Source organism: Streptomyces sp. NPDC045678, from assembly GCF_056432085.1.
This window is the reverse complement of the sequence record NZ_JBWKJS010000006.1, coordinates 454,263-477,389: the sequence shown is the minus strand read 5'-3', so window position 1 is coordinate 477,389 and position 23,127 is coordinate 454,263. Positions and strand designations below refer to the sequence as shown.

Here is a 23,127-nt window from a genome sequence, read left to right as displayed (position 1 = left end):
CCCGCAATTGAACAGGAGACCGGGCGGAAGGCGTCAGGCGGTGGCGCGGAACGCGAAGCGCACGGAGGTGAGTTCCTCCGACAGGTCCCACAGCCTGCGGCCGGTCTCCGGGTCCGCGGCCCGGGGCGCGAGCTCCACCGTCTTCGGCGCACCACGCAGTTCGGCCATCCCGTCGGGGCCGATGAACTGGCCCCCCGTCACGCCCTGGTCGGTCGCCGCGAACAGCGTCGGCAGCGCGCCGCGGTCCGGGGTCTGGGCGAGCGGCAGCAGCATCCCACCGAACAGGAACTTCACCAGGCCCGCGGGTGACGCCGTCTGGAGGTTGGTCGAGGTGTAGCCGGGGTGGGCGAGCAGGCTGCGCACCGGGCTTCCCGCCGCGGTCAGCCGCTGATGGAGCTGCCGGCCGAAGACGGCGTTCGCGAGCTTCGACTGGTTGTAGTAGCGCATCGGCGCGTACGTGCGCTCGCCGTTGATGTCGTCGAAGAAGAGGCCCGCCTGACGGTGGTTGGGCGAGCTCACGGTCACCACGCGCGGGTCGTCCCCGGCCTCCAGGAGGTCCAGCAGCAGCCCGGTGAGCGCGAAGTGGCCGAGGTGGTTGACGGCGAACTGCATCTCGTGGCCCTGGGGGCTGAGGAGGCGCTTCGGCGGCGCCATCAGGCCCGCGTTGTTGACGAGCACGTCCAAGCGCGCGTGGTCCGCGTGCAGCGTGCCGCAGAAGGCGCGGACGGAGTCCAGGTCCGCCAGGTCCACCCGCCGCACCTCGAGGGCCGCCCCCGGGATCTCGGCGGTGAGCCGCTCGGCCGCGGCGCGGCCCTTCGCCTCGTCGCGCACGGCGAGAATCACGTGCGCACCCTTGCGCGCCAAGGCCCGGGTGGTCGCGAGGCCCAGGCCGCTGTTGGCACCGGTGACGACGACGACCCGGTTGCTCTGGTCAGGGATCCGTTCGGCGGTCCACCCACGCTGATTTGTCATGCGACACAAACTGGCGCACTTGGCACTGAGTGTCAACATGTTCTTAGAGTGCCTCAAGGGAACCTCAATGACACGGAAGACGTGCACTCCCGAAGGCGTGCCTCCCGAAGGCGTGCACTCCCGACCGGTACTCGGCGGACAAGCGGTACTCGGCGGACGAGCTCGCGCCCGCGGGCGCCGCCGCGGTCAGACCAGCGGGGCCAACGCCGCGCGCAGGTCCGACGGTTCGCGGTAGAGCAGGCCCGTCATGCCGAGGGCGACGGCGGCGTCCACGTTCTCCTGCCGGTCGTCCACGAAGAGGCAGCGTGCGGCGGTGACACCGGCACGCTCGGCGGCCGTCTCGTAGATGCGCCGGTCCGGCTTGGTCATGCCGAGGTCGGCGCTGCTGATCACGTCGTCGAGGCAGCCGCCCGGCCCGGTGAGGCCGAGCAGGGCGAGATCGTCGGCGAGCCACGGCGTCGCGTTCGTGACGAGCAGGACGGGCAGCCCGGCCGCACGCGCCTGCCGCAGCAGCCCCACCACGGCGTCGTCGGCCCGGAACTTGGTCTCGGCGAGCGTCGTCCCGAGCTCGTACCCGCGCTCCCACGGAACCCGGTCGGCGAGCCCCTCGGCGATCGACTCGATCCACCGCTCCTTGGTGATCTCGCCGCGCATCAGCGGCATGTCGGTCTCGGGCCGGAAGGCGATCTCGGCGGTGCTGCCCGTCGGCAGGCCCGCCGAACGCTCCAACTGCTCCAGCTCCGCCATCTCGTAGAAGCGGATCACGCCGTCGAGGTCAGTCAGTACGGCGTCGAACGCCCGGCCGCGGCTCGTCATGCCCCGTGTCTATCACGCACCCGCGAACCACCCGCCGCCTCGGTCACCGTCACCGAGTGTGCCCCTCCGTGACGTCCGCGCCCCACGCCGCCAGCCGCTCCGCCACCGGCCCCGTTCCGTCCAGCACATGCCGTACGTAGGCGTCCCGCTCGTGCGCGATCACCGCCGCCTCCCAGACGCACGGCGCCAGGCCGACCCTCCCGGGCCGCAGCCCGTCCGGCTTGCCCGCGGGACCGATGAACACGGCGAGGTCCGACATGGAGGCCTCGATCCAGGTGTGGACGAGGACGTAGTCCCCGTCGCCGCCCGCGTGCACGATCAGCACACCGAGCCCGAGCGAGCCACGGGCGCGGCCGAGCTCGAGGTGAGGTCCGGCGACGCGGAGCGCCGACGCCTCCTCCCGTTCCGTCACGACCCGTCCCGGCGCCTCGACCGCGTACACCTTCACGAGGTGCCCGGCGATCTCGCGCGTACCCAACGGCCGTACGGCACGGTCATGGTGCGTCTCGGCGAGGGCGGTCAGAGCACGGACGTCGACGGCGCCGGGCAGGGAAGCCGCAGCGTCCCCCGGGACCGCGCCCGAAACCGCGCCTACACCCGCACCCGCACCCGTAACTGCGCCCGGCGCGGCGGCCGAAGCCCCGACCGGCTCCGACTTCCGGGTCCCCTTGAGTTCACTCATGCACCCATCATCCTGCTTCGCCGAGCGCCTCACGGACCGCTGTCCGCAACCGGTCCTGGTCCCTGCGCACCGCTTCGTAGCGGAACTTGTTGCGGCGCAGGTCGGCACGCTGCTTCTCGGCGGTGACCGCCCACCACACCCCCGTGACGTTCAGCCCCCGGTTGCACTCGACGTCGGCGACGGCCGTGCCCACCTCCCGCCGGGTGCGCCGGGTGTTCCCGTCGTCGCGCCCTTTCCGCCACGCCTTGTCGGTGAACGCCTCCGCGGGGCTCGCGTACCGCTTGAAGCCTCTGTCCTCGACACAGCGCGACCAGTCACGGAACGCCCTGCGGACCCGCTCGTCCTTGGCTACGGCCCCGGCGATCTTCTCCGTCCGCCCGGGGACGTAGCCCCACATGCGCGTCGGGTCGCCCACCGCCGACTCCGTGCGCCGCGTCGCCTCCGCGGAGCAGCCGCCCTTCGGGACCTTCCGGCCGTTCACCACCGAGCGGCCGCCCTCCCCCGCCTCGGGTCCGAACAGCACCTGGTACTCCCGCCGCGTCACCTTGCGCCCCTTCGGCAGGTACTCCGCCCTCCCGCCCTTGGCGGGGTCGAAGCCGTAGCCCCATCGGCGGGCCTCGTCGAGGTCGAGCGTTCCGTACGGGTCCACGGCGATCACTGTCGACTCGAAGTGGGACGCCATCCGGACCCCGCGCCACGTGTCGGGATCGAGCGGGAAGTCCTCGAACCCGAAGCCCCGCATGCACTGCCGCTGCATCCGATCGCGCGCCTCGGCCAGGCGCTTGTCGTCCCCGACGCTGAACTCGTACCGCCTCAGCGGGAGTTCAGGGATGTCGGCCGCGCTCTTCACGCGCGGTACGCCGGGCTTCCGCGCGTAACCGGGCGGCGAGATGTCGTCCGAGTCCGGTCCGGTCCCGGCTCCGCACCCCGCCAACGCCGCGCCCACCAGGGCGAGTACGCCCCACCGCACCTTCATCGGGTCCCCTCCCGGACGGCCGCATCACCGCACCGAGGGACCCTACTCGCTCGCGTCACTCGCCCCGGTCGTCGGATCCGCCCCGGCCATCGGTCCCGCCCCGGCCATCGGGCTCGCTCCCGTCACCGGACGTGCCCCGATCACCGGACGTGCTCCCGTCACCGGGCGGCGCATGCCTTCTGCCGTGCCGCGAGCGGGACCGTCTGGCGCCCGCACCCGACTTCTCGTCCGTCTCGACGACACACGCCTCGCACTCGGCGTTGCGGCACGGCCCGGGTCCCCACACGGGGACGAACACCCCGAGCACCTTCCGCCGCCGGATCGCCGTACCCACCGGCCCTCCGCAGGCCCCGCAGACCGGCTCGTGCTGCGGGACCGGGCCGGGCCGTGGCCCTTCGCTGCCCATGAGTCCAGGCTATTCCGGTCGGGCCGGCCTCGGCAGCCCTGCGACCAGCACTTCTCAGGCCCGCGGCGCGCGCCACATCGGCCACATGGGCGGCCCGTCCGGCAGGTCGAGCGTCGTTCCCATGAAGGTGAAGCCGAGGCGCGCGTACAGGTCGCGGCTGCGCGCGTTGCTGGCCTCCAAGTAGGCGTGCAGGCCGTCGCGGTCGCACCGGTCGAGCACGGCCGTGACGAGTTCCGTGCCGAGTCCTTCGCCCTGACGGTCGGGGTGCACGGCTATGAGGTGCAGGTATTCGTGCGCGCGGTCGGTCGGGTGGATCGCCTCGGTCAGCCGGCCGATCACCTCGACCCGTTCGTTGTCCGGGTCGACGGCCCGGCGCAGCAGCGCGGGCCCGTCCTCCGTACCCGCGCCGTCCCCGTGCGGGCCCGCCGGCACGGACCACCACAGGGCCACGGCCGCACCGTCCTCTGTGATGTCGACGTACCCCTCGTCGAGCGCGATGTCGAGGAAGGCGCCCATCAGGGCCCGGTGCGTGCGCACACGGTGCTCCTCCTCGGGGAAGACCCAACTGCTCACCGGGTCGTGCACCAACGCCGCGTCGAGCAGCCGGATCACGTCCTCCCGGTCGTCCACCCCGGCTCTCCGGATCGCCACACCCACAGCCCGCCCCTGTCCGTTGGTCCGCTCACGACCGCGCGCCCGCCGACTCCGCGCCTGCGGGTCTGCGCGCGGGTCGCAGCGTACGTGGTGACCCGTTCAGTGCGTACGTCGCGTCACGAACTCCGCGAGCGCCAGCAGACCGCCTGCCGCCTCCGGATCAGGCACCGCCGCGGCGAGCCGGCCGATCGCGCGGGACATCCGGTCGGCGGCGTGCGCCTGCGCCCAGTCGCGGCCGCCCGCCCGCTCCACGGCACGGGCCGCGCGCGCCGCGTGCTCGGGCGTGCTCTCCGTGCCGCCGGGCGGCCTGTCGTACAGCTCGGCGAGTTCGGCAGCGGCCGGTGTGCCCGACGCCAGGGCGGCTACGACGGGCAGGGACTTCTTGCGGGCGGCGAGGTCGGCGCCCGCCGGTTTGCCGGTGCGGTGGGGGTCGCCCCAGATGCCGATGACGTCGTCGATGAGCTGGAAGGCGAGGCCCGCCTCCCGGCCGAAGCCGTCGAGCGAGTCGACCTCGTCGAGGTCCGCGCCCGCGTACACCGCCCCGAGCGCGCAGGCGCAGCCGAGCAATGCCCCCGTCTTGGCCTCGGCCATGGCGAGGCACTCGCCGAGCGTGACCTCGTCCGGGCCGCGGTGTTCCAGCGCGCAGTCCGCGTGCTGGCCCGCGCAGAGCTCCATCACGCAGGTGGCGAGACGGGCGGCGGCGGCCGGGGCCCCCGGGTGGGGGTCCTCGGCGAGCATCCGCTGCGCCAGCGCCTGCAGGGCGTCACCGGTGAGGATCGCGTCGGCGTCGCCGAACACGGTCCAGGCGGTGGGGCGGTGCCTGCGCGTGGTGTCGCGGTCCATCACGTCGTCGTGCAGGAGCGTGAAGTTGTGGACCAGCTCCACGGCGGCGGCCGCCCGCACCGCCTCTGCGGGGTCACCGCCGAGGGCCCGCGCCGCGGTGAGCACGAGCGCGGGCCTGATGGCCTTGCCCGCGCTCCCCGCGGCCGGTGTGCCGTCCGCGTGCTCCCACCCGAAGTGGTAGAGCGCGACCCTGCGCAGGGATCCGGGCAGCGTCTCGACCGCCCCGCGCAGCTCCGGGTCGACGAGCTTCCTGGCCGACGCCAGGATGTCCGCGGCCTCCATCTGCTCACCGTGCACATCGAGCTCACCGTGGTCGCCAGGCACACCGGGCTCACCCGGCCCACCGGGTTCCGGGATGTGCCCCTCCACGTGCACCGTGCCTGCCGTGTCCGTCGTCGCGTCCGTCATGGACTCACCCCGGAAAGGATGCGGACGGTGGCTGTTCCTCGGCGTGCGGGCGCGTACGGAGGGGGTGTACCCCGTGCCGCGGCCGGAGACACGGCCCCTGGGTCAACTCCAGCGGCCGATCTCCACGTTCTCCAGGACACCGAGCGCGTCGGGCACGAGCACCGCGGCCGAGTAGTAGGTCGACACCAGGTACGAGATGATCGCCTGCTCGCTGATGCCCATGAACCGGACGGACAGGCTCGGCTCGATCTCGTCCGGGATGCCGGTCTGGTGCAGGCCGACGACGCCCTGTTCCTCCTCGCCCGTACGCATGCAGATGATGGATGTCGTGCTGGCGTCGGTGACCGGGATCTTGTTGCACGGGAAGATCGGCACACCGCGCCAGGTGGGGATCCTGGTGCCGCTCACGTCGATGGTCTCCGGGACGAGTCCGCGCTTGTTGAGCTCGCGGCCGAACGCGGCGATCGCGCGCGGGTGCGCGAGGAAGAGCTTGGATCCGCGCCTGCGACTGAGCAGTTCGTCCAGGTCGTCCGGGCTGGGAACGCCCGCGTGCGGCTGGAGCCGCTGGTCGTACTCGCAGTTGTTGAGGAGGCCGAACTCGCGGTTGTTGATGAGCTCGTGCTCCTGGCGCTCCTTCAGCGCCTCGACCGTCAGACGCAGCTGCTGCTCGGTCTGGTTCATCGGCTGGTTGTAGAGGTCGGCCACGCGCGTGTGGACGCGCAGGACGGTCTGGGCGACGCTCAGTTCGTACTCGCGCGGCGCCGATTCGTAGTCCACGAAGGTGCCGGGGAGCACGGCCTCGCCGACGTGGCCCGCCGACAGGTCGATGGGTGACTCGCCGAACGTGTTGGTGCGCTGCGCCGGCAGTGCGCGCAGGCGCTCGAGGTGACCCCGGAGGGATTCGCTGCGCTCCGCGACCTGCTCGACGTCCTGGCGGGGCAGGGCGAGGACGGTGCACGCCGTCACCGCACGCGCGGTGTACTCCCAGATCGTCTCGGAGTCGATGAGTGCCTGGTCGCCGAAGTGGGCGCCGTCGGCGAGGGTCTCGAGGACGGTGTCGTCCCCGTACGGCCCCGTGCCGATCTTCTCGACACGGCCGTGCGCGATCAGGAACACCTCGTTCGCCGGGCTGCCGAAGGAGGTCAGGACCTCTCCCGCGGCGAACTCCCGCTGCTGGCAGCGCTGGGCGAGCTCGCCGAGGACGTCCTGGTCGTCGAAGTCCCGCAGCACGGGCAGCTCGCCGAGCTCCGCGGGGATGACCTGCACGCGGTCGCCCGTCTTCACGAAGGTCACCCGCCCGTCACCGACCGAGTAGCTCAGCCTTCGGTTCACCCGGTACGTACCACCCTGCACCTGGACCCAGGGCAGCATGCGCAGCAACCAGCGCGAGCTGATCTCCTGCATCTGTGGCGCGGACTTGGTGGTGGTGGCCAGATTCCGTGCCGCGGACGTGCCGAGACTCTTCTGCGGCTGCTCCGACTCGGAACGGATCTCTTCGCCTACCGACATTGGCTATGCCCTCCCGGATACCTGCGGTCATCTGTGCGCCCCACCCTTCCAGCACGGAATGTGCTCGCGCCATTACACAAAAGAGGGGGAATGGATCACCCTCCGGCGGGGCACGTGGGGCTTTCCACTCATTCAGCCCAATTAGGGAGGTGTCGGACTCCGCTCCCTGGTGGGCTCGGGAAATGACCACCTCCGCGGCCTCCGCCGGCCCCGGAGACCGGGAACCACAAGATCCGCGGAACCGTTGGACCCGATACCGCACCACCCGCACCGACCGGCAGGAGAGAGCGATGGCAGGCTTCCTGGATCGCGCCAAAGAGCAGGCCCAGCGGGGCCTGACACAGGGCAAGCAGAAGATCGACGAGGTCCAGGAGAAGCGCGCGGGCGACGCACTCCTGAAGAAGCTCGGCGCGGCGTACTACGCGGAGCGCCGGGGCACCGGCTCCTCGCAGGACACCCAGCAGGCGCTGCACGCCCTGGAGTCCCACATCGCGACCCACGGAGACGGTTTCCTGCACGCCAACTGACCGGATCGGCTCGCACGGTGTCCGAACAGGCCTCGGATCGCTTCCGAACAGCTGGTCCGGGCACCGGAACTCCGGTACAAGCAGGGCGTACGAGGCGGCCGCGACAGGCGGCCGTCGCGCCTTGCAAAGGAGGCGGTCATGGCCCCACCCATGTCCGCGGGCACGTTCCTCGAGGCCCTGCAGGACGAAGGCGTGACCGTCGTCGAGGTCGGCGACTGGAAGCATCACAACCGCAACCACAAAGGCCCCTGGGGGCCCGTTCACGGTGTGGTGATCCACCACACCGTGACGCGGGGCAGCGAGCACACGGTGGAGATCTGCCGCGACGGCTCCGCCTCCCTCCCCGGGCCGCTCTGCCACGGCGTCATCACCAAGGACGGCCGCGTCCACCTCGTCGGGTACGGCCGCGCCAACCATGCGGGCCTGGGCGACGACGACGTGCTCCGCGCGGTCATCGCCGAGAAGCGCCTGCCCCCGGACAACGAGGCGAACACCGACGGCAACCGCCACTTCTACGGCTTCGAGTGCGAGAACATGGGCGACGGCGAGGACCCGTGGCCCGACGAGCAGCTGGAGGCCATCGAGAAGGTCTCGGCGGCGATCTGCCGCCACCACGGCTGGACGGAGCGTTCGGTCATCGGCCACCTGGAGTGGCAGCCGGGCAAGATCGACCCGCGCGGCTTCACGATGGACTCGATGCGGGAACGCATCGAGGAACGCCTCAAGTGACAATGGCGGGGTGCACCACACCCCGCCCGCCCCGCTCGGCCCGCGCCCGCGGCTGCCGTCGCCGCTGCAGCGCATAGCGGACGACCGCTTCGGGCGCCACGGCGTGGAGCTCTCGCTCAAGCGGGACGACCTGATCCACCCGGACCTGCCGGGCAACAAGTACCGCAAGCTCCTCCTGAACCTGCGGTCGGCCGCCGACGCGGGCCACGACACCCTGCTCACGTTCGGCGGCGCCTACTCCAACCACCTGCGCGCCACCGCCGCGGCGGGCCGCATCCTCGGCCTCGCCACGGTCGGCGTCGTGCGCGGCGACGAGCTCGCCGGGCGCCCGCTGAACCCGTCCCTGGCCCGCTGCGCGGCCGACGGCATGCGGCTGCACTTCGTGGACCGCTCGACGTACCGGAAGAAGGCGGAGCCCGGGACGCTGGCCGCACTCCTGCGCGAGACGGGCTGCCAGGACGCGTACGTGATCCCGGAGGGCGGCAGCAACCCCCTCGCCGTGCGGGGCTGCACGGCCCTCGGCGAGGAGCTGCGCGAGCACACCGATGTGGCGGCCGTGGCGTGCGGCACCGGCGGCACCCTGGCGGGTCTCGCCGCGGGGCTCGGCCCCGACCGGCGGGCCCTTGGCGTACCGGTCCTCAAAGGCGGCTTTCTGGGCGAGGACATAGCCGCCCTGCAACGGCGGACGTTCGGCGAACCGACCGCCAACTGGCACCTGGACGAGCGCTTCCACTGGGGCGGTTACGCCCGCACCCCGCCGGAACTCCTCGCCTTCGCCGAGGACTTCGAGCACCGGCACGGGGGCTCGACCGGCCTCTCCGTGGAGCGTCTCTACGTCGCCAAGCTGCTGTACGCCCTGACCGTCCTCTCCGGAGAGGGCGCTTTCCCGCCCGGCACCCGTCTCACCGCGGTCATCACCGGCACGCGCGAGGCGCCCGCATAGGCGCGTCGGCGCCTCAGTCCTCGATCTCGCGGTGGGCGGCCGCCTCTTCGAGGTCGAGCTTGCGCAGCAGCGTCCGCATCATCTCGTCGTCGATGCGGCGCTCGTCCCGCATCCTCACGAACACCTCGCGCTCCGCGGCGATCGCCTCGCGCGCGAGACGCCGGTAGGTGCCGTCCGCCGACTCCCCCGTCACCGGGTTCGCCTGTCCCAGCCGCTCCCACACGGAGTTGCGGCGGCGTTCCAGAACGGTGCGCAGACGGTCCTGGAGGGGCTGTGGAAGGCTGTTGCGCTCGTCCCGCACGAGTTCCTCCACCCGGGCCTCCGCGGCCTGCGAGGCGGCGTTCTGCGCCTGCGCCTCCGCGAGCGTCTGCGCCTGCGCGTCCCGGCCCGGCAGTTTCAGGACGCGGATCAGCCACGGCAGCGAGAGGCCCTGCACGACGAGCGTGCCGATCACCGTGGTGAACGTCAGAAACAGGACAAGATTGCGCGCGGGGAACGGCTCGCCGTCGTCCGTGACGAGCGGGATCGAGAACGCGATGGCGAGCGAGACCACACCCCGCATGCCGGCCCAGCTGACGATCAGCGGCCTGCGCCAGTCCATGTCGTCCTCGCGCTCCTTGATCCGCGCCGAGAGCCCGCGCGGCAGGTACGTCGCCGGATACGACCACACGAACCGCGCCACCACGACGAAGACGAAGACCCCGAACGCGTACCAGACGGCCTGCCCCACGCTGTACTCGCCGAGCCCCTTCAGCACGACGGGCAGCTGCAGCCCGATCAGCGCGAAGACCGCCGACTCCAGGATGAACGCGACGACCTTCCACACCGCGGCCTCCTGCAGCCGCGTCTCGAAGTCGACCTGCCAGGAGCGGTGCCCCAGGTAGAGCGCGACGACGACCACGGCGAGCACTCCGGAGGCGCCGACCTGCTCCGCGGCGGCGTACGCCACGAAGGGGATGAGCAGCGACAGCGTGTTCTGCAGCATCGCCTCCTTCAGGTGGGTGCGCAGCCAGTGGATCGGCACCATCAGGAGCAGCCCGACGCCGACGCCGCCGACCGCGGCCACCAGGAACTCCCGGACACCGCCCGACCAGCTCATGCCCTCGCCGACCGCCGCCGCGATGGCCACCTTGTAGGCGGTGATCGCGGTCGCGTCGTTCACCAGGGACTCGCCCTGGAGGATCGTGGTGATCCGCGATGGGAGGCCCACCCTGCGCGCGATGGCGGTCGCGGCGACCGCGTCGGGTGGCGCGATCACGGCGCCGAGGACGAGCGCGGCGGTCAGCGGCAGGTCGGGGATGAGCAGAAACGCGAGCCATCCGACGGCGACCGTGGCGAACAGAACGTAACCGACCGACAGGAGCGCGACAGGCCTGATGTTGGCCCGCAGGTCCAAGTAGGAGCTCTCCAGGGCGGCGGTGTGCAGCAGCGGGGGCAGGATCAGTGGCAGCACGATGTGCGGGTCGAGGTGGTAGTCGGGCACGCCCGGCACGTACGAGGCGGCGAGCCCCACGGCGACCAGGAGCAGCGGCGCGGGCACCGGTGTCCTGCGCGCCGCTCCTGCGACCACGGCGCTCGCCGCGATCAGCGCCACCAGTGGCAATGCGTCCATCGGCAGACCCCTCCGCCCTCCGTGTTCCCGTCGTAACCTGGCAATCATGAACGAGTGCCCGCACGTCGCAGCGCTGCCGCACCCCGAGCCCGCCCCGCTGAGCGAAACGTGTCTCGAGTGCCAGGCGGCCGGCAGCCACCCCGTCCAGTTGCGGCTGTGTCTGGAGTGCGGGCACGTGGGCTGTTGCGACTCCTCGCCCTTCCAGCACGCGACGGCGCACTTCAAGGAGTCCTCACACCCTGTGATGAGGACCTTCGAACCGGGCGAGAGCTGGCGCTGGTGCTTCGTGGACGGTTCGATCGTCTGACGTTTGGGTACGTCAACCCGGCGCCCGTTCTTTCCAATTGGGCCTGCGCGACCCCTAGCCACTGTCCGTACTCATAGTCTTACTATGAGTGACAGCATCAGGCCGGGGTCCCCGGGACACGGAGCTGGGGAGCGCGGTAGCGTCACCGCAGAACGACGTGGGGCGTTACCCGTGTGACGCAGTCCGGACCACCGCTCGACGGCGGTCCCGGAACCCCGAAAGTGCTTGTACCACCTTGGAGGTGAGGGTGTCCCAGATCGCAGGCGAGCCCGGGAATCAGGACTTCGTGGAGGTCCGCCTTCCGGCTGCGGGTGCCTACCTGTCGGTGTTGCGGACGGCCACGGCCGGTCTGGCAGCGCGCTTGGACTTCACACTCGACGAGATCGAGGACCTCCGCATCGCGGTCGACGAGGCCTGCGCGATCCTGCTCCAGCAGGCCGTGCCCGGCTCGGTGCTCAGCTGCGTCTTCCGGCTCGTCGACGACTCGTTGGAGGTGACGGTTTCAGCGCCCACGACCGACGGCCGGGCCCCGGAGCGGGACACCTTCGCCTGGACGGTGCTGTCGGCCCTCGCAGGCCAGGTGGACTCGACCGTCGCCGAGGACAACACCGTCTCGATCAGCCTCTACAAGAAGCGCGGCGCGGGACCCGGGCCGGCGTGAGGGACGGGGACGGGCCGGTGCAGGACGAAGAGCGCGGCACACGAGGCAGGCCCGCCGGCGGCAGGGAGGGGTTGCGCCGTATGACCACCGGAATCCCCGAACAGCAGGCCAAACCGCACCCGGAGGAGCCGGACCAGTCGAGTCCGCCGAGGGTGGCCGATGTGTCGGAGCAGGCAGAGCCGACCGCCAGGAACGAGCTCGAGCAGCTCTCCGGCCGGGGCGGCGGGCGACGGGCGGGAAACATGAGCGAGCACGTTCGGCACGATCCGCAGGACCGCAGCGGCGCACGCGCGATGTTCATCGAGCTGCGCACCCTGGACGGCGGCAGTCGGGAGTACGCGGAGCTGCGCAACCAGCTGGTCCGCATGCATCTGCCGCTCGTCGAGCACCTGGCCCGCCGCTTCCGCAACCGCGGCGAGCCGCTGGACGACCTGACCCAGGTCGCCACGATCGGCCTGATCAAGTCCGTGGACCGCTTCGACCCGGAGCGCGGCGTGGAGTTTTCCACGTACGCGACCCCGACGGTCGTCGGCGAGATCAAGCGGCACTTCCGCGACAAGGGGTGGGCGGTCCGTGTCCCGCGGCGCCTTCAGGAGCTGCGTCTCGCGCTGACGACGGCGACGGCGGAGCTGTCCCAGCTGCACGGCCGCTCCCCCACGGTGCACGAGCTTGCCGAGAAGCTGGCTATCTCCGAAGAGGAGGTCCTGGAGGGTCTGGAGTCCGCGAACGCGTACTCGACGCTGTCCCTGGACGTCCCCGACACGGACGACGAGTCCCCGGCCGTCGCGGACACCCTGGGCGCCGAGGACGAGGCTCTGGAGGGCGTCGAGTACCGCGAGTCCCTCAAGCCGCTTCTGGAAGACCTGCCCCCGCGCGAGAAGCGCATCCTGTTGCTGCGCTTCTTCGGCAACATGACCCAGTCGCAGATCGCTCAGGAGGTCGGCATCTCCCAGATGCACGTCTCCCGCCTGCTGGCGCGCACGCTGGCGCAGTTGCGGGAGAAGCTCCTCGTCGAGGAGTAATCACTCTCCGTAGTGGCTACTTCTGATCCTGGACGCTGCCGGGGCCCTGGATGCCGAGGGCCTCGGTCGTCGCCGGATTGACCAGGAAGACCAGCGAGGCGACGGCGCAGAGCGCGAGCACGATGCCGGCCGGGATCGCCAGGCTGTCGGCCTGCAGCATCTGCCAGGCCACCGGAAGCGCCATGATCTGCGTGATGATCGCGGGCCCGCGGCTCCACCGGCGCAGCTTCAGGAGGCCCCGCGCGGCGAGCAGCGGAAGCAGCGCGAGGACGATCAGCGTGATGCCGCCCGTCCAGGCCTGCTGCGAGTCGTCGGACGATCCGGTGACGCCCAGCCCGAGCATGTACACGCCCCCGGCGAGGAGGGCGAGGCCCTCCAGCGCGACCAGGGCCGCGGCGGCGGTCACCCGCGCGGGCCGCCGACCCGGCTCGGGCGACTCCGGGGCTTCGGGGGTGGTTTTCCGCTGATTACTCACCCCTGCAGGGTAGCTCCGGGTGCGTCGGCCCCGGCACCTCGGTCTAGGCCGTGTAAAGAGCGCTAGGTAGTCTGCTTCGCATGCGTGCACTTCTCGTGGTCAACCCGGCGGCAACCACCACCAGTGCGCGTACGCGTGATGTGCTGGTCCACGCACTGGCGAGCGAGATGAAGCTCGACGCGGTCACCACCGAGTACCGCGGGCACGCCAGGGACCTCGGCCGGCAGGCCGCGGAGAGCAAGGACATCGAGCTGGTCGTCGCCCTCGGCGGCGACGGCACCGTCAACGAGGTCGTCAACGGACTGCTGCACCACGGCCCCGATCCGGACCGCCTCCCGCGCCTCGCCGTCGTGCCCGGCGGCTCCACCAATGTCTTCGCACGCGCCCTCGGGCTGCCCAATGACGCCGTGGAGGCCACCGGCGCCCTTCTGGACGCCTTGCGCGAGGGCAGCGAGCGCACGGTGGGTCTGGGGATCGCGGGCGGCACACCGGGCACCGAGGACGAGGCGGTGCCCTCGCGCTGGTTCACGTTCTGCGCGGGGCTGGGCTTCGACGGCGGCGTGGTGGGCAGGGTCGAACAGCAGCGCGAGCTCGGCCGGCGCTCGACTCACGCGCTCTACGTGCGTCAGGTGCTGCGCCAGTTCATCGACGAGCCCCACCGCAGGCGCGGAATGATCACCCTGGAGCGCCCCGGCGAGGACCCGGTGACGGATCTGGTGATGTCGATAGTCTGCAACACCTCTCCGTACTCCTACCTGGGCAATCGCCCGCTGTACGCGTCACCGCGGGCGTCCTTCGACACGGCTCTTGACGTGCTGGGTCTGAAGAAGCTCTCCACGGCCGCGGTGGCCCGGTACGGCACCCAGCTCCTGACGTCGACGCCGGAGCGGGGACCGCACGGTAAGCACGCGGTTACGCTCCACGACCTCACAGACTTCACCTTGCATTCAAAGGTTCCTCTGCCCCTTCAGATGGACGGTGACCACTTGGGGCTGCGGACGAGCGTGACGTTCACAGGCGTACGCCGTGCACTGCGTGTGATTGTGTGAGCGGAAGGGCTTAAAGTCCTTTCACTCGAACGTTTAAACCAGGGTCCACCCCATGGAAGTACGGCTGTGACCCAGCCGACACTGAGGAATCAAAAAAAACTTTCCTGAAGGGGTTGTATCCGCAGCCGAGGTTTGCGAATCTCTACATGGCGATCGGGACGGCCCGCAACATCGGCCCCACAGAAAGCCAGAACCCCTCCTCCACCACAGGTCCACACCAGGCAACTGGGCGTCGGCCCTTCCCGTGCGGGGGGATTCGTGAAAGCGTTCACATTCACAAGCAACCTGCATGTAATACCAAGGAGAGGTAGCAGCCATGGACTGGCGTCACAACGCCGTTTGCCGCGAGGAAGACCCCGAGCTCTTCTTCCCCATCGGCAACACCGGTCCTGCGCTGCTGCAGATCGAGGAAGCCAAGGCCGTCTGCCGCCGCTGCCCCGTCATGGAGCAGTGCCTGCAGTGGGCGCTCGAGTCCGGCCAGGACTCCGGCGTCTGGGGTGGCCTCAGCGAGGACGAGCGCCGCGCAATGAAGCGCCGCGCCGCTCGCAACCGTGCACGCCAGGCCAGCGCCTGACGCCCACACCCCCCACGAGCCTGAGCTTGGCGGCGCGTACAGCGCGTACGCAACTCCCGCCCCCGAGCCGCAGCCGCGCAGTACCCCCCGATGCGCAACGCAACGTGAGCAGTGAGCCCCGGACCCATCGGTCCGGGGCTCACTGCTTTCATGCGCTGCTGGTACGTACTTTCCGTCCGCTACTTGTACGCGTCTACTCGTACGCGTCTTCCGTCCGCTACTTGTCGGCGCGGACCGGGATGTCCAGGAGCACCTGCGTACCGCGCTCCGGTGCCCGGACCATGTCGAAGGTACCGCCCAGCTCCCCCTCGACCAGGGTGCGGACGATCTGCAGACCGAGGTTCCCGGAACGGTGCGGGTCGAAGCCCTCGGGGAGGCCGACCCCGTCGTCATGGACGGTGATCAGCAGTCGCGCGTCCTTGGTGGTGCCGCCGCGTACCGCCGACACCTCGACCATGCCGGTGTCCCCCTCGCGGAAACCGTGCTCCAGCGCGTTCTGCAGGATCTCCGTGAGCACCATGGACAGCGGCGTCGCGACCTCCGCGTCGAGAATCCCGAAGCGGCCGGAGCGCCGGCCCGTGACCTTGCCGGGTGAGATCTCGGCGACCATCGCGAGCACCCGGTCGGCGATCTCGTCGAACTCCACGCGCTCGTCGAGGTTCTGGGAGAGCGTCTCGTGGACGATGGCGATGGAACCCACGCGCCGTACGGCCTCTTCGAGCGCCTCGCGGCCCTCGGCGGAGTCGATGCGGCGGGCCTGCAGCCGCAGCAGCGCGGCGACCGTCTGGAGGTTGTTCTTCACCCGGTGGTGGATCTCCCGGATGGTCGCGTCCTTGGTGATCAACTCCCGCTCGCGGCGACGGAGTTCGGTCACGTCACGGAGGAGGACCAGCGAACCGATGCGCGGGCCCTTGGGCTTGAGCGGGATCGCGCGGAGCTGGATCACACCGTCGCCGCCCTCGATCTCGAACTCGCGCGGCGCCCAGCCGCTCGCGACCTTGGCGAGCGCCTCGTCCACCGGGCCGCGGGACGGGGCGAGTTCGGCGGTCGCCGTGCCGAGGTGGTGGCCGACGAGGTCGGAGGCGAGCCCGAGGCGGTGGTACGCGGAGAGGGCGTTCGGCGACGCGTACTGCACCACGCCGTCGGCGTCGAGCCGCAGCAGACCGTCCCCCACGCGCGGGGAGGCGTCCATGTCGACCTGCTGCCCCGGGAACGGGAACGAGCCCGCCGCGATCATCTGCGCGAGGTCGGACGCCGACTGGAGGTAGGTCAGCTCGAGCCGGGACGGCGTGCGGACCGTCAGGAGATTGGTGTTGCGGGCGATGACGCCGAGGACGCGCCCCTCCCTGCGCACGGGGATGGACTCGACGCGCACCGGAACCTCTTCGCGCCACTCCGGGTCGCCCTCGCGCACGATGCGCCCCTCGTCCAGGGCGGCGTCCAGGAGGGGCCGGCGACCGCGCGGGACGAGGTGGCCGACCATGTCGTCCTGGTAGGAGGTGGGCCCGGTGTTGGGCCGCATCTGCGCCACGGAGACATAGCGGGTGCCGTCGAGCGTGGGGACCCAGAGGACCAGATCGGCGAAGGAGAGGTCGGAGAGCAGCTGCCACTCCGAGACCAGCAGATGCAGCCACTCGAGATCGGAGTCACCGAGAGCGGTGTGCTGGCGTACGAGGTCGTTCATGGAGGGCACGTGTGGAGCGTACCTTTCGCGTCCGGCGGCTCCCGTCGAGCCGCGGCGCCAGGGCGGGACCCTCAGCCCGCCCACGGCACCGCAGCCCTTCAGGTGCATCGGCCGCCAGAATGTGCGGTACTGAACAGCCGATCTTGAGGATCCGACGCGGTCAGGGCAGAGAGCGCCGGTTCCTCGGTCCGCTCTCCTGTGCGGGGAGGGCGGAGGCTTTACCCACGCATTGTGGACTAGACCATTCTCCTATGTCTATGCGTCGGCAGATGTTTGTTGTTGTCTCTTTCTCCGGCAATCGAAGCCGACTTTCCCACATCGGCGGAGCCGGTGCCCGGGCTTCGGCCGCGCCCGGCCGGGCCTACGGCCACGCCGTCATGGCGAGATCGGCCACCGCCTCCAGATCCTCCCTGGTGGCGCCGTCCCTGGCCTGTTGCGACATCCCCTGGAAGACTGCCGCCGTGAAACGGGCGAGGGCCGCGGGGTCGGTGCGGTCGGGCAGCTCCCCGGCCGCGACGGACGCGCGGACGCGGGCCTCGATGTCCGCCACGTTCGCGTTCCGGCGCTGCCGCAGGGCCTCCTCCACCTCCGGCGTCGTGCAGTTGGTGGCCGCGGTGATGACGAGGCAGCCGCGGGGGTGGCCGGGGTCGGTGAACTCGGCCGCGGCCTCGTGCAGCAGCCGCGACACCGCGGCGCGGGCGGTGGGCTCCTCCTCGAAGGCGCGCACGCCGAAGGCTCCGTGCGTCGCCCCGTACCGCACCACGACCTCGTCGAAGAGGGTGCGCTTGTCACCGAAGGCGGCATAGAGGCTCGGGGCGCCGATGCCCATGACCCGCGTGAGGTCGGAGACGGACGTCCCCTCGTACCCGTTCTCCCAGAACGTGCGGATCGCCTGCTCCAGGGCCGTCTCGCGGTCGAAGGAGCGGGGGCGCCCACGCTGTTTCGTCGCCATGGAGTGAATTGTATAGCGGGCACTAGCAAAAGGGGACGGGCGTGGGGTAGCGTTCTTTCTGTAGCGACCACTAGAGAAAGAGGGGGCGTCCGTCATGGGTGCACACACGGGGACGGGCAAGCTCGCGGGGAAGACCGCGCTGGTCACGGGCGGCAGCCGGGGCATCGGGCGGGGCATCGCCGAGCGTCTCGGCCGGGACGGCGCGCGGGTCGCCGTGCACTACGGCAGCAACGAGGTGGCGGCGAAGGAGACGGTGGCGGCGATCGAGGCGGCGGGCGGCTCCGCCTTCGCGTTCGGCGCCGAGCTGGGGGTGCCCGGCGACGCGGAGGCGCTCTGGGCCGAGTTCGATCGGCACGCGGACGGCCTGGACATCCTGGTGAACAACGCCGGCATCGGGTTGTACAGCCACGTGGGAGAGGTGCGGGAAGAGGAGTACGACCGCGTGTTCGCGGTCAATACGAAGGCGCTGTTCTTCGTGATCCAGAAGGGACTCGACCGGTTGCGCGACGGCGGCCGCATCATCAACATCTCGTCGGGCGTCACGCGCATCGCGTTCCCGATCACCGTGGCGTACTCGATGACGAAGGGCGCCGTGAACGTGCTGACGCACACACTGGCGCAGGAGATCGGCCCCCGCGGGATCACGGTGAACGCGGTCGCGCCCGGCATCATCCAGACCGAGATGATGGACGGGATCCCCGAGGCCCAGCGCGCGGACATGGCGGGGTACTCGGCCTTCGACCGGATAGGCCAGCCCGCCGACGTGGCGGACATCGTCTCCTTCGTGGCCTCGGAGGACGCACGGTGGATCACCGGTCAGTACATCGACGCGACGGGAGGTTCGGTGCTGGGCGTGTGAGCGGACACCTTCCGGCCCCCGCGCGCGGTCCCCGGCACGCCCCGGGCACGCCCCCGGCACGGTCCCCGCGCGGTTCGCGCGCACAGTGCCCGCGCGCGGTTCGACGGGCGGAGCCGGGGCGGAGAGTCGAGCATGGTTCGAAGAGCGGCGGAATCGGCTGTTCTGGCGGTGCAGCACTGCTGTTTCAGCGGCGCAGCTCTGCTAGATTGGTCTATACCACCAGTACTTTTCGAGCCCTCTCCAGATCGGCAGGCCCAGCGTGGAAGTTGTCATCGTCCCGGACGCCACGGCAGGCGGCGAGCTCATCGCGGAGGCCATGGCCGCCCTGGTGCGTCGCAAGCCTGACGCCCTGCTCGGTGTCGCCACCGGCTCCACTCCCCTGCCCATCTACGAAGCCCTGGCGGCCAAGGTCGCGGCCGGTTCCGTGAATGCCTCGCGGGCCCGCATCTGCCAGCTCGACGAGTACGTGGGGCTGCCCGCCGGGCACCCCGAGTCGTACCGTTCCGTGGTCCTGCGGGAGGTCGTCGAACCGCTCGGGCTGAGCGAGACCTCCTTCATGGGGCCCGACGGCAGCGCCGAGGACGTGCAGGCGGCGTGCGTGGCGTACGACAAGGCGCTCGCCGAGGCCGGGGGTGTCGACCTGCAGCTGCTCGGCATCGGCACGGACGGGCACATCGGGTTCAACGAGCCGTGCTCGTCCCTCGCGTCCCGTACGCGCATCAAGACGCTGACGGAGCAGACGCGGGTGGACAACGCGCGCTTCTTCGACGGCGACATCGAGCAGGTCCCGCACCACGTCATCACCCAGGGGATCGGGACGATCCTGGAGGCGCGGCATCTGGTGCTGCTCGCCACGGGTGAGGGCAAGGCGGACGCGGTGGCCGCGACGGTGGAGGGGCCGGTCGCCTCGATCGTGCCCGCCTCCGCGCTGCAGCTGCACCCGCACGCCACGGTCGTCGTGGACGAGGCCGCCGCGTCGAAGCTGAAGCTGGCGGACTACTTCCGGCACACGTACGCGAACAAGCCTGAGTGGCAGGGGCTGTAGGAGCAACGGACATAGGAAAGGGGCGCCCCCGGCGGGGGCGCCCCTTTCCTATGTGGCGTCTTCGTGCGGCGGGCGGGTCAGCCCGCGACGATGACCTCAGCCGCTGCCTCGCCGCACACGCGGGCCGCGCCGCGCGTCGCGATGTGGAGGGCGCCGGTCGGGGCGGACTGGGGGACGCCCATCTCGACGACGACCGTGTCGGGCCGGGCCGTGACGAGGGTCCGGAGGGCGTCGGCCATCCAGGCGTGGCGGTGTGCGTCGCGGACGACGGCCACGATGCGGCGCGTGCCCGCCGCCGCGAGGGCCCGGCTGCCCGAGCCTTCGCCGGAGTAGGTGGCGGACTCGGTGCCGGGGAGACGGCGCTCCAGCTCGGCGGTGACGCCCCAGGGGGTCTCGTCGCCGACGGCGATGTTGGGGAGCGGGGAGAACGTGGCGACGAAGGGTGCCTCGGTGACCGGGGCCGCGTACGTCTCGCCGCGGGTGACCGTCAGCGCACGGCGGGCCCCGATCAGACCGATGCCGGTGTCGGGCGCGCCCCCCGAACGCTCGGCCGCGCCCGACACCTGCGACGACGCGGCCCAGCCCGCGAGGGCCCGGACGCGGTCGGCCGCGTCGGCGAGCCGCTCCTCGGGCAGCTCGCCCGAGCGCACGGCCGCGACGAAGGCGTCGCGCAGTCGCAGCACGGTCCCCTCGTCGGAGGGGCCGCCGCCCGTGCAGATCGCGTCGGCGCCCGCGGCGATGGCGAGGACACAGCCGCGCTCGAAGCCGTACGTGCCGGCGATGGCCTTCATGTCCATGCCGTCGGTGACGATGAGGCCCTCGTAGCCGAACTCCTCGCGGAGCAGTCCGGTCAGGATGCGGCGGGAGAGCGTGCCGGGGTTGTCCGGGTCCAGGGCCGGGGCGAGGACGTGGGCGCTCATCACGGCCCGGGTGCCGGCGGCGAGGGCCGCGCGGAACGGCGCGAGGTCACGGGAGTTCAGGACGTCCCTGTCGACGTCGATGACCGGCACGGAGTGGTGCGAGTCGATCGCCGTGTCGCCGTGCCCCGGGAAGTGCTTGGCGGAGGTGGCGACGCCCGACGACTGCATGCCCTCGACGTAGGCGGCGGTGTGCCGGGCCACCAGGTCGGGGTCCGAGCCGAAGGAGCGTACGCCGATGACGGGGTTGTCGGGGTTGGCGTTGACGTCGGCCGACGGCGCCCAGTTGAAGTTGATGCCGCAGGCGGCGAGGCGCCGGCCGAGGTCGGCGGCGACCTCACGGGTCAGCGTGGTGTCGTCGACGGCGCCGAGCGCGTGGTTGCCCGGGTAGGAGGAGCCGGTGCGCACCTCCAGGCGGGTGACGTCGCCGCTCTCCTCGTCGATGGCGATCAGGAGGTCGTCGCGTTCGGCGCGCAGCTGCGCGGTGAGGGCGGCCACCTGCTCGGCGGTCCGCACGTTGCGGCCGAAGAGGCTGACGGAGGCGAGGCCTTCGCCGATCCGGCGGCGCAGCCAGTCCGGGGCCGCGGTGGTGCCGTCGAAGCCGGGCTGGAGGACGGCGAGGGCGTTGCGGGTGAGGGTGTCACCGGCGTGCGGCGTGAGTGTCGTCATGAGGCGTTATCCCTTCACTGCGCCGTCGGTCAGGCCGCTGACGGCCCTGCGCTGCAGGAAGACGAAGAGGATGAGGATCGGGATGGCGAAGAGGGAGGCGGCGGCCATGGTGGCGCCCCAGTCGTCGCCGAAGGTGGTCTGGAAGCTGGTGAGCCACACCGGCAGGGTCTTGGACTCGGCTTCCTTGTTCAGCACGAGGACCAGCGGGAACTCGTTCCAGGCGGTGATGAAGCCGAAGAGCGAGGTCGACATCAGGCCGGGTGCGAGCAGCGGCAGGATCACCCGGCGGAAGGCCTGCATGCGGGTGCAGCCGTCGACCATGGCCGACTCCTCCAGCTCCTTGGGCACCGCCGCGACGAAGCCGCGCAGTGTGAGGAGGGTGAAGGGCAGGATCATCACCATGTAGAAGAGGGTCAGCGGGATCAGGCTGTTCAGCATGTCCGCGTCGCGCACGATGATGTAGATCGCGATGACCATGACTTCCCACGGCGCCATCTGCGCCAGCATGAAGCCGATGATGAAGCCGCGCCGGCCCTTGAAGCGCATGCGGGCGAGGGCGAAGGCCGCGGTCACGCCGATGATGAGCGAGAAGGTCACCGCGAGGAGCGTGACGATGAGGGAGTTGCCCGCCATCGTCCAGAAGTGGTCGGCGTCCACCGCCGTCTTGAAGTGTTCGAAGGTGGCGTCGGTCGGGAACCAGACCGGGTCCTCGGCGATGATGTCGCCGGTCGGCTTGAAGGCCGTCGCGAACATCCAGTACACGGGGAAGACGCAGAAGACGAAGATGACGACCGCGACCAGGTTGGGCCAGAGCCGGCCCATCAGCGAGCGCTTCACAGCTCGTCCTCCTCTTGCTTGAGCACGATCCGCAGGTAGAACGAGGTGATGGCCAGCAGGATGATGATGGTGAGCAGCGCGATCGCGGCGCCCATGCCGAAGTGCTGGTTGCCCATGCCCTCGATGTAGGCGTAGACGGGCAGGATCTCGGTGAGCCGGTCGGGTCCGCCCTCGTTGATCGTGAAGACCTGCACGAACGCCTTGAAGACCCAGATGATCTCAAGGAACGTCGTGGCGTAGAGGAAGGGCCGCAGGTACGGCATCGTGACCTGGGTGAACTGCTTCCAGGCACCGGCGCCGTCGAGCGACGCGGCCTCGTACAGCTCCTTGGGAATGGTGGTCGTGGCGGCGTACAGGTTGATCGCCACGAAGGGGATGGACATCCAGACGATGAGCAGCAGCACGACGAAGAACGTCGAGTACTGCGTGGCCAGCCAGTCGTGGTCGGCCATCGACTCGAAGCCGATCTTGGCGAGCACCCAGTTGACGACGCCGAAGCGCTGGGCGAACAGCCACTGGTAGACCGTGCTCGCCGCGACGACGGGCATCGCCCAGGCGAGCACCAGGCCGACCAGGAGGAAGGTGCGCATCTTCCGGCCGAGACGGGCGAGGAGGAGTCCCACCAGCGTGCCGAGGACCATGATCAGCACGACGTTGACGGCGGTGAAGGCGACCGAGCGTCCTGTGACCCGCCAGAAGTCCTCGCCGGTGAGGACCTCCTTGTAGTTGTCGAATCCGTTCCACTCGGTCAAGTGCAGAATGAACTGCCGCATGTTGAGGTTCTGGAACGACAGGATCCCGTTGTTGACCAGCGGCCAGCCCAACAGCAGCAGGGTGACGATGATCGCGGGGGCAAGAAGCAGATAGGGCGTGACGCCGGTGAGACGCCCGGGGGATCTGCGCGGGCCCCCTGGTCGTGGCCCGCCGTCCGATGTCTGCACCTCCGTCGGGCCGGAGGGCGGCCGTTCGGTCTTCTGCACGGTCATGCTCGCCATCTCT

The 23,127-nt window shown here is 70.7% G+C and carries 24 protein-coding genes; 10 read left to right on the top strand and 14 right to left on the bottom strand.

Annotation, left to right across the window (positions count from 1 at the left end; genetic code table 11):
* Positions 1-33 precede the first annotated feature (33 nt).
* The 7 genes from AC07DO_RS23225 to AC07DO_RS23195 all read right to left on the bottom strand — a co-directional run bounded on the left by AC07DO_RS23225 (position 34) and on the right by AC07DO_RS23195 (position 7,266).
* Complete coding sequence (locus tag AC07DO_RS23225; RefSeq protein ID WP_479062199.1) at positions 34-972, bottom strand: oxidoreductase; 939 nt, start codon at positions 970-972, stop codon at positions 34-36.
* Between the two features lie 186 nt (positions 973-1,158).
* Positions 1,159-1,788 (bottom strand): HAD-IA family hydrolase, encoded by a 630-nt coding sequence (locus tag AC07DO_RS23220; RefSeq protein ID WP_479062198.1) that lies wholly within the window; start codon positions 1,786-1,788, stop codon positions 1,159-1,161.
* A 49-nt stretch (positions 1,789-1,837) separates the two neighbouring features.
* The gene (locus tag AC07DO_RS23215; protein WP_479062196.1) at positions 1,838-2,470 is read right to left on the bottom strand and encodes a hypothetical protein; all 633 of its coding nucleotides are present in this window, start codon (positions 2,468-2,470) and stop codon (positions 1,838-1,840) included.
* A gap of 7 nt (positions 2,471-2,477) precedes the next feature.
* A complete protein-coding gene (locus AC07DO_RS23210; RefSeq protein WP_479062194.1) occupies positions 2,478-3,446 on the bottom strand; it encodes a hypothetical protein in 969 nt (322 codons plus the stop codon).
* Positions 3,447-3,906: 460 nt separating this feature from the next.
* Positions 3,907-4,509, bottom strand: a complete 603-nt coding sequence (locus AC07DO_RS23205) for a GNAT family N-acetyltransferase (RefSeq protein ID WP_479062192.1) — start codon at positions 4,507-4,509, stop codon at positions 3,907-3,909.
* 96 nt (positions 4,510-4,605) lie between these two features.
* Entirely contained in the window at positions 4,606-5,757 is a 1,152-nt protein-coding gene (locus AC07DO_RS23200) for a family 2 encapsulin nanocompartment cargo protein polyprenyl transferase (protein WP_479062190.1), read from the bottom strand.
* 102 nt (positions 5,758-5,859) lie between these two features.
* On the bottom strand, positions 5,860-7,266 hold the full coding sequence (locus tag AC07DO_RS23195; protein WP_479062188.1) for a family 2B encapsulin nanocompartment shell protein: 1,407 nt from the start codon (positions 7,264-7,266) through the stop codon (positions 5,860-5,862).
* 290 nt (positions 7,267-7,556) lie between these two features.
* Here AC07DO_RS23195 and AC07DO_RS23190 point away from each other — a divergent pair, with 290 nt between their 5' ends.
* The 3 genes from AC07DO_RS23190 (at position 7,557) to AC07DO_RS23180 (ending at position 9,465) form a co-directional block, all read left to right on the top strand.
* A complete protein-coding gene (locus AC07DO_RS23190; RefSeq protein WP_479062186.1) occupies positions 7,557-7,793 on the top strand; it encodes a hypothetical protein in 237 nt (78 codons plus the stop codon).
* Positions 7,794-7,931: 138 nt separating this feature from the next.
* Positions 7,932-8,522, top strand: a complete 591-nt coding sequence (locus AC07DO_RS23185) for an N-acetylmuramoyl-L-alanine amidase (RefSeq protein ID WP_479062184.1) — start codon at positions 7,932-7,934, stop codon at positions 8,520-8,522.
* 10 nt (positions 8,523-8,532) lie between these two features.
* Entirely contained in the window at positions 8,533-9,465 is a 933-nt protein-coding gene (locus AC07DO_RS23180) for a 1-aminocyclopropane-1-carboxylate deaminase/D-cysteine desulfhydrase (protein WP_479062182.1), read from the top strand.
* Between the two features lie 13 nt (positions 9,466-9,478).
* Here the strand turns inward: AC07DO_RS23180 and AC07DO_RS23175 are convergent, their stop codons facing one another.
* Positions 9,479-11,077 carry a Na+/H+ antiporter gene (locus tag AC07DO_RS23175; RefSeq protein ID WP_479062180.1) on the bottom strand — a complete coding sequence of 533 codons (1,599 nt, stop codon included), beginning with the start codon at positions 11,075-11,077 and terminating at the stop codon, positions 9,479-9,481.
* Positions 11,078-11,123: 46 nt separating this feature from the next.
* On the opposite strand from AC07DO_RS23175, the gene AC07DO_RS23170 reads away from it, so the two are divergent.
* The 3 genes from AC07DO_RS23170 (at position 11,124) to AC07DO_RS23160 (ending at position 13,067) form a co-directional block, all read left to right on the top strand.
* Positions 11,124-11,384, top strand: coding sequence for a UBP-type zinc finger domain-containing protein (locus tag AC07DO_RS23170; RefSeq protein ID WP_479062178.1), 261 nt, complete (start codon positions 11,124-11,126; stop codon positions 11,382-11,384).
* Positions 11,385-11,631: 247 nt separating this feature from the next.
* Positions 11,632-12,045 carry an ATP-binding protein gene (locus AC07DO_RS23165; protein WP_030780840.1) on the top strand — a complete coding sequence of 138 codons (414 nt, stop codon included), beginning with the start codon at positions 11,632-11,634 and terminating at the stop codon, positions 12,043-12,045.
* Positions 12,042-13,067: an RNA polymerase sigma factor SigF gene (locus tag AC07DO_RS23160; RefSeq protein WP_479062176.1), complete on the top strand. Its 1,026-nt coding sequence runs from the start codon at positions 12,042-12,044 to the stop codon at positions 13,065-13,067. Before AC07DO_RS23165 ends, AC07DO_RS23160 begins: the two co-directional genes overlap by 4 nt.
* A gap of 16 nt (positions 13,068-13,083) precedes the next feature.
* On the opposite strand, the gene AC07DO_RS23155 is transcribed toward AC07DO_RS23160, so the two are convergent.
* On the bottom strand, positions 13,084-13,542 hold the full coding sequence (locus AC07DO_RS23155) for a hypothetical protein (protein ID WP_479062174.1): 459 nt from the start codon (positions 13,540-13,542) through the stop codon (positions 13,084-13,086).
* A gap of 80 nt (positions 13,543-13,622) precedes the next feature.
* Here AC07DO_RS23155 and AC07DO_RS23150 point away from each other — a divergent pair, with 80 nt between their 5' ends.
* Both AC07DO_RS23150 and AC07DO_RS23145 read left to right on the top strand, forming a co-directional pair.
* Entirely contained in the window at positions 13,623-14,591 is a 969-nt protein-coding gene (locus AC07DO_RS23150) for a diacylglycerol/lipid kinase family protein (RefSeq protein WP_268773390.1), read from the top strand.
* Between the two features lie 316 nt (positions 14,592-14,907).
* On the top strand, positions 14,908-15,165 hold the full coding sequence (locus AC07DO_RS23145; protein ID WP_016639615.1) for a WhiB family transcriptional regulator: 258 nt from the start codon (positions 14,908-14,910) through the stop codon (positions 15,163-15,165).
* 217 nt (positions 15,166-15,382) lie between these two features.
* On the opposite strand, the gene AC07DO_RS23140 is transcribed toward AC07DO_RS23145, so the two are convergent.
* Positions 15,383-16,849: a sensor histidine kinase gene (locus AC07DO_RS23140; protein WP_479062490.1), complete on the bottom strand. Its 1,467-nt coding sequence runs from the start codon at positions 16,847-16,849 to the stop codon at positions 15,383-15,385.
* A 361-nt stretch (positions 16,850-17,210) separates the two neighbouring features.
* Complete coding sequence (locus AC07DO_RS23135; protein ID WP_479062172.1) at positions 17,211-17,801, bottom strand: TetR/AcrR family transcriptional regulator; 591 nt, start codon at positions 17,799-17,801, stop codon at positions 17,211-17,213.
* Positions 17,802-17,895: 94 nt separating this feature from the next.
* Between AC07DO_RS23135 and AC07DO_RS23130 the strand changes: the two genes are divergently transcribed.
* On the top strand, positions 17,896-18,660 hold the full coding sequence (locus AC07DO_RS23130) for an SDR family oxidoreductase (protein ID WP_479062170.1): 765 nt from the start codon (positions 17,896-17,898) through the stop codon (positions 18,658-18,660).
* A 259-nt stretch (positions 18,661-18,919) separates the two neighbouring features.
* The gene (gene nagB, locus AC07DO_RS23125) at positions 18,920-19,705 is read left to right on the top strand and encodes a glucosamine-6-phosphate deaminase (RefSeq protein ID WP_479062168.1); all 786 of its coding nucleotides are present in this window, start codon (positions 18,920-18,922) and stop codon (positions 19,703-19,705) included.
* A gap of 77 nt (positions 19,706-19,782) precedes the next feature.
* Here the strand turns inward: nagB and AC07DO_RS23120 are convergent, their stop codons facing one another.
* The 3 genes from AC07DO_RS23120 to AC07DO_RS23110 are packed head-to-tail and all read right to left on the bottom strand — an operon-like array spanning position 19,783 to position 23,114.
* On the bottom strand, positions 19,783-21,291 hold the full coding sequence (locus tag AC07DO_RS23120) for a glycoside hydrolase family 3 protein (RefSeq protein ID WP_479062166.1): 1,509 nt from the start codon (positions 21,289-21,291) through the stop codon (positions 19,783-19,785).
* A gap of 6 nt (positions 21,292-21,297) precedes the next feature.
* Entirely contained in the window at positions 21,298-22,128 is an 831-nt protein-coding gene (locus AC07DO_RS23115) for a carbohydrate ABC transporter permease (RefSeq protein ID WP_479062164.1), read from the bottom strand.
* Positions 22,125-23,114: a carbohydrate ABC transporter permease gene (locus tag AC07DO_RS23110; protein ID WP_479062162.1), complete on the bottom strand. Its 990-nt coding sequence runs from the start codon at positions 23,112-23,114 to the stop codon at positions 22,125-22,127. Before AC07DO_RS23110 ends, AC07DO_RS23115 begins: the two co-directional genes overlap by 4 nt.
* Between the last annotated feature and the right edge of the window lie 13 nt (positions 23,115-23,127).

What these genes read in the sequence shown, in the direction of transcription:
- AC07DO_RS23225 (WP_479062199.1), bottom strand. Translation starts at nt 972, where the DNA reads ATGACAAATCAGCGTGGGTGGACCGCCGAACGGATCCCTGACCAGAGC.
- AC07DO_RS23220 (WP_479062198.1), bottom strand. Translation starts at nt 1,788, where the DNA reads ATGACGAGCCGCGGCCGGGCGTTCGACGCCGTACTGACTGACCTCGAC.
- AC07DO_RS23215 (WP_479062196.1), bottom strand. Translation starts at nt 2,470, where the DNA reads ATGAGTGAACTCAAGGGGACCCGGAAGTCGGAGCCGGTCGGGGCTTCG.
- AC07DO_RS23210 (WP_479062194.1), bottom strand. Translation starts at nt 3,446, where the DNA reads ATGAAGGTGCGGTGGGGCGTACTCGCCCTGGTGGGCGCGGCGTTGGCG.
- AC07DO_RS23200 (WP_479062190.1), bottom strand. Translation starts at nt 5,757, where the DNA reads ATGACGGACGCGACGACGGACACGGCAGGCACGGTGCACGTGGAGGGG.
- AC07DO_RS23195 (WP_479062188.1), bottom strand. Translation starts at nt 7,266, where the DNA reads ATGTCGGTAGGCGAAGAGATCCGTTCCGAGTCGGAGCAGCCGCAGAAG.
- AC07DO_RS23190 (WP_479062186.1), top strand. Translation starts at nt 7,557, where the DNA reads ATGGCAGGCTTCCTGGATCGCGCCAAAGAGCAGGCCCAGCGGGGCCTG.
- AC07DO_RS23185 (WP_479062184.1), top strand. Translation starts at nt 7,932, where the DNA reads ATGGCCCCACCCATGTCCGCGGGCACGTTCCTCGAGGCCCTGCAGGAC.
- AC07DO_RS23175 (WP_479062180.1), bottom strand. Translation starts at nt 11,077, where the DNA reads ATGGACGCATTGCCACTGGTGGCGCTGATCGCGGCGAGCGCCGTGGTC.
- AC07DO_RS23170 (WP_479062178.1), top strand. Translation starts at nt 11,124, where the DNA reads ATGAACGAGTGCCCGCACGTCGCAGCGCTGCCGCACCCCGAGCCCGCC.
- AC07DO_RS23150 (WP_268773390.1), top strand. Translation starts at nt 13,623, where the DNA reads ATGCGTGCACTTCTCGTGGTCAACCCGGCGGCAACCACCACCAGTGCG.
- AC07DO_RS23145 (WP_016639615.1), top strand. Translation starts at nt 14,908, where the DNA reads ATGGACTGGCGTCACAACGCCGTTTGCCGCGAGGAAGACCCCGAGCTC.
- AC07DO_RS23140 (WP_479062490.1), bottom strand. Translation starts at nt 16,849, where the DNA reads ATGAACGACCTCGTACGCCAGCACACCGCTCTCGGTGACTCCGATCTC.
- AC07DO_RS23135 (WP_479062172.1), bottom strand. Translation starts at nt 17,801, where the DNA reads ATGGCGACGAAACAGCGTGGGCGCCCCCGCTCCTTCGACCGCGAGACG.
- AC07DO_RS23130 (WP_479062170.1), top strand. Translation starts at nt 17,896, where the DNA reads ATGGGTGCACACACGGGGACGGGCAAGCTCGCGGGGAAGACCGCGCTG.
- AC07DO_RS23120 (WP_479062166.1), bottom strand. Translation starts at nt 21,291, where the DNA reads ATGACGACACTCACGCCGCACGCCGGTGACACCCTCACCCGCAACGCC.
- AC07DO_RS23110 (WP_479062162.1), bottom strand. Translation starts at nt 23,114, where the DNA reads ATGACCGTGCAGAAGACCGAACGGCCGCCCTCCGGCCCGACGGAGGTG.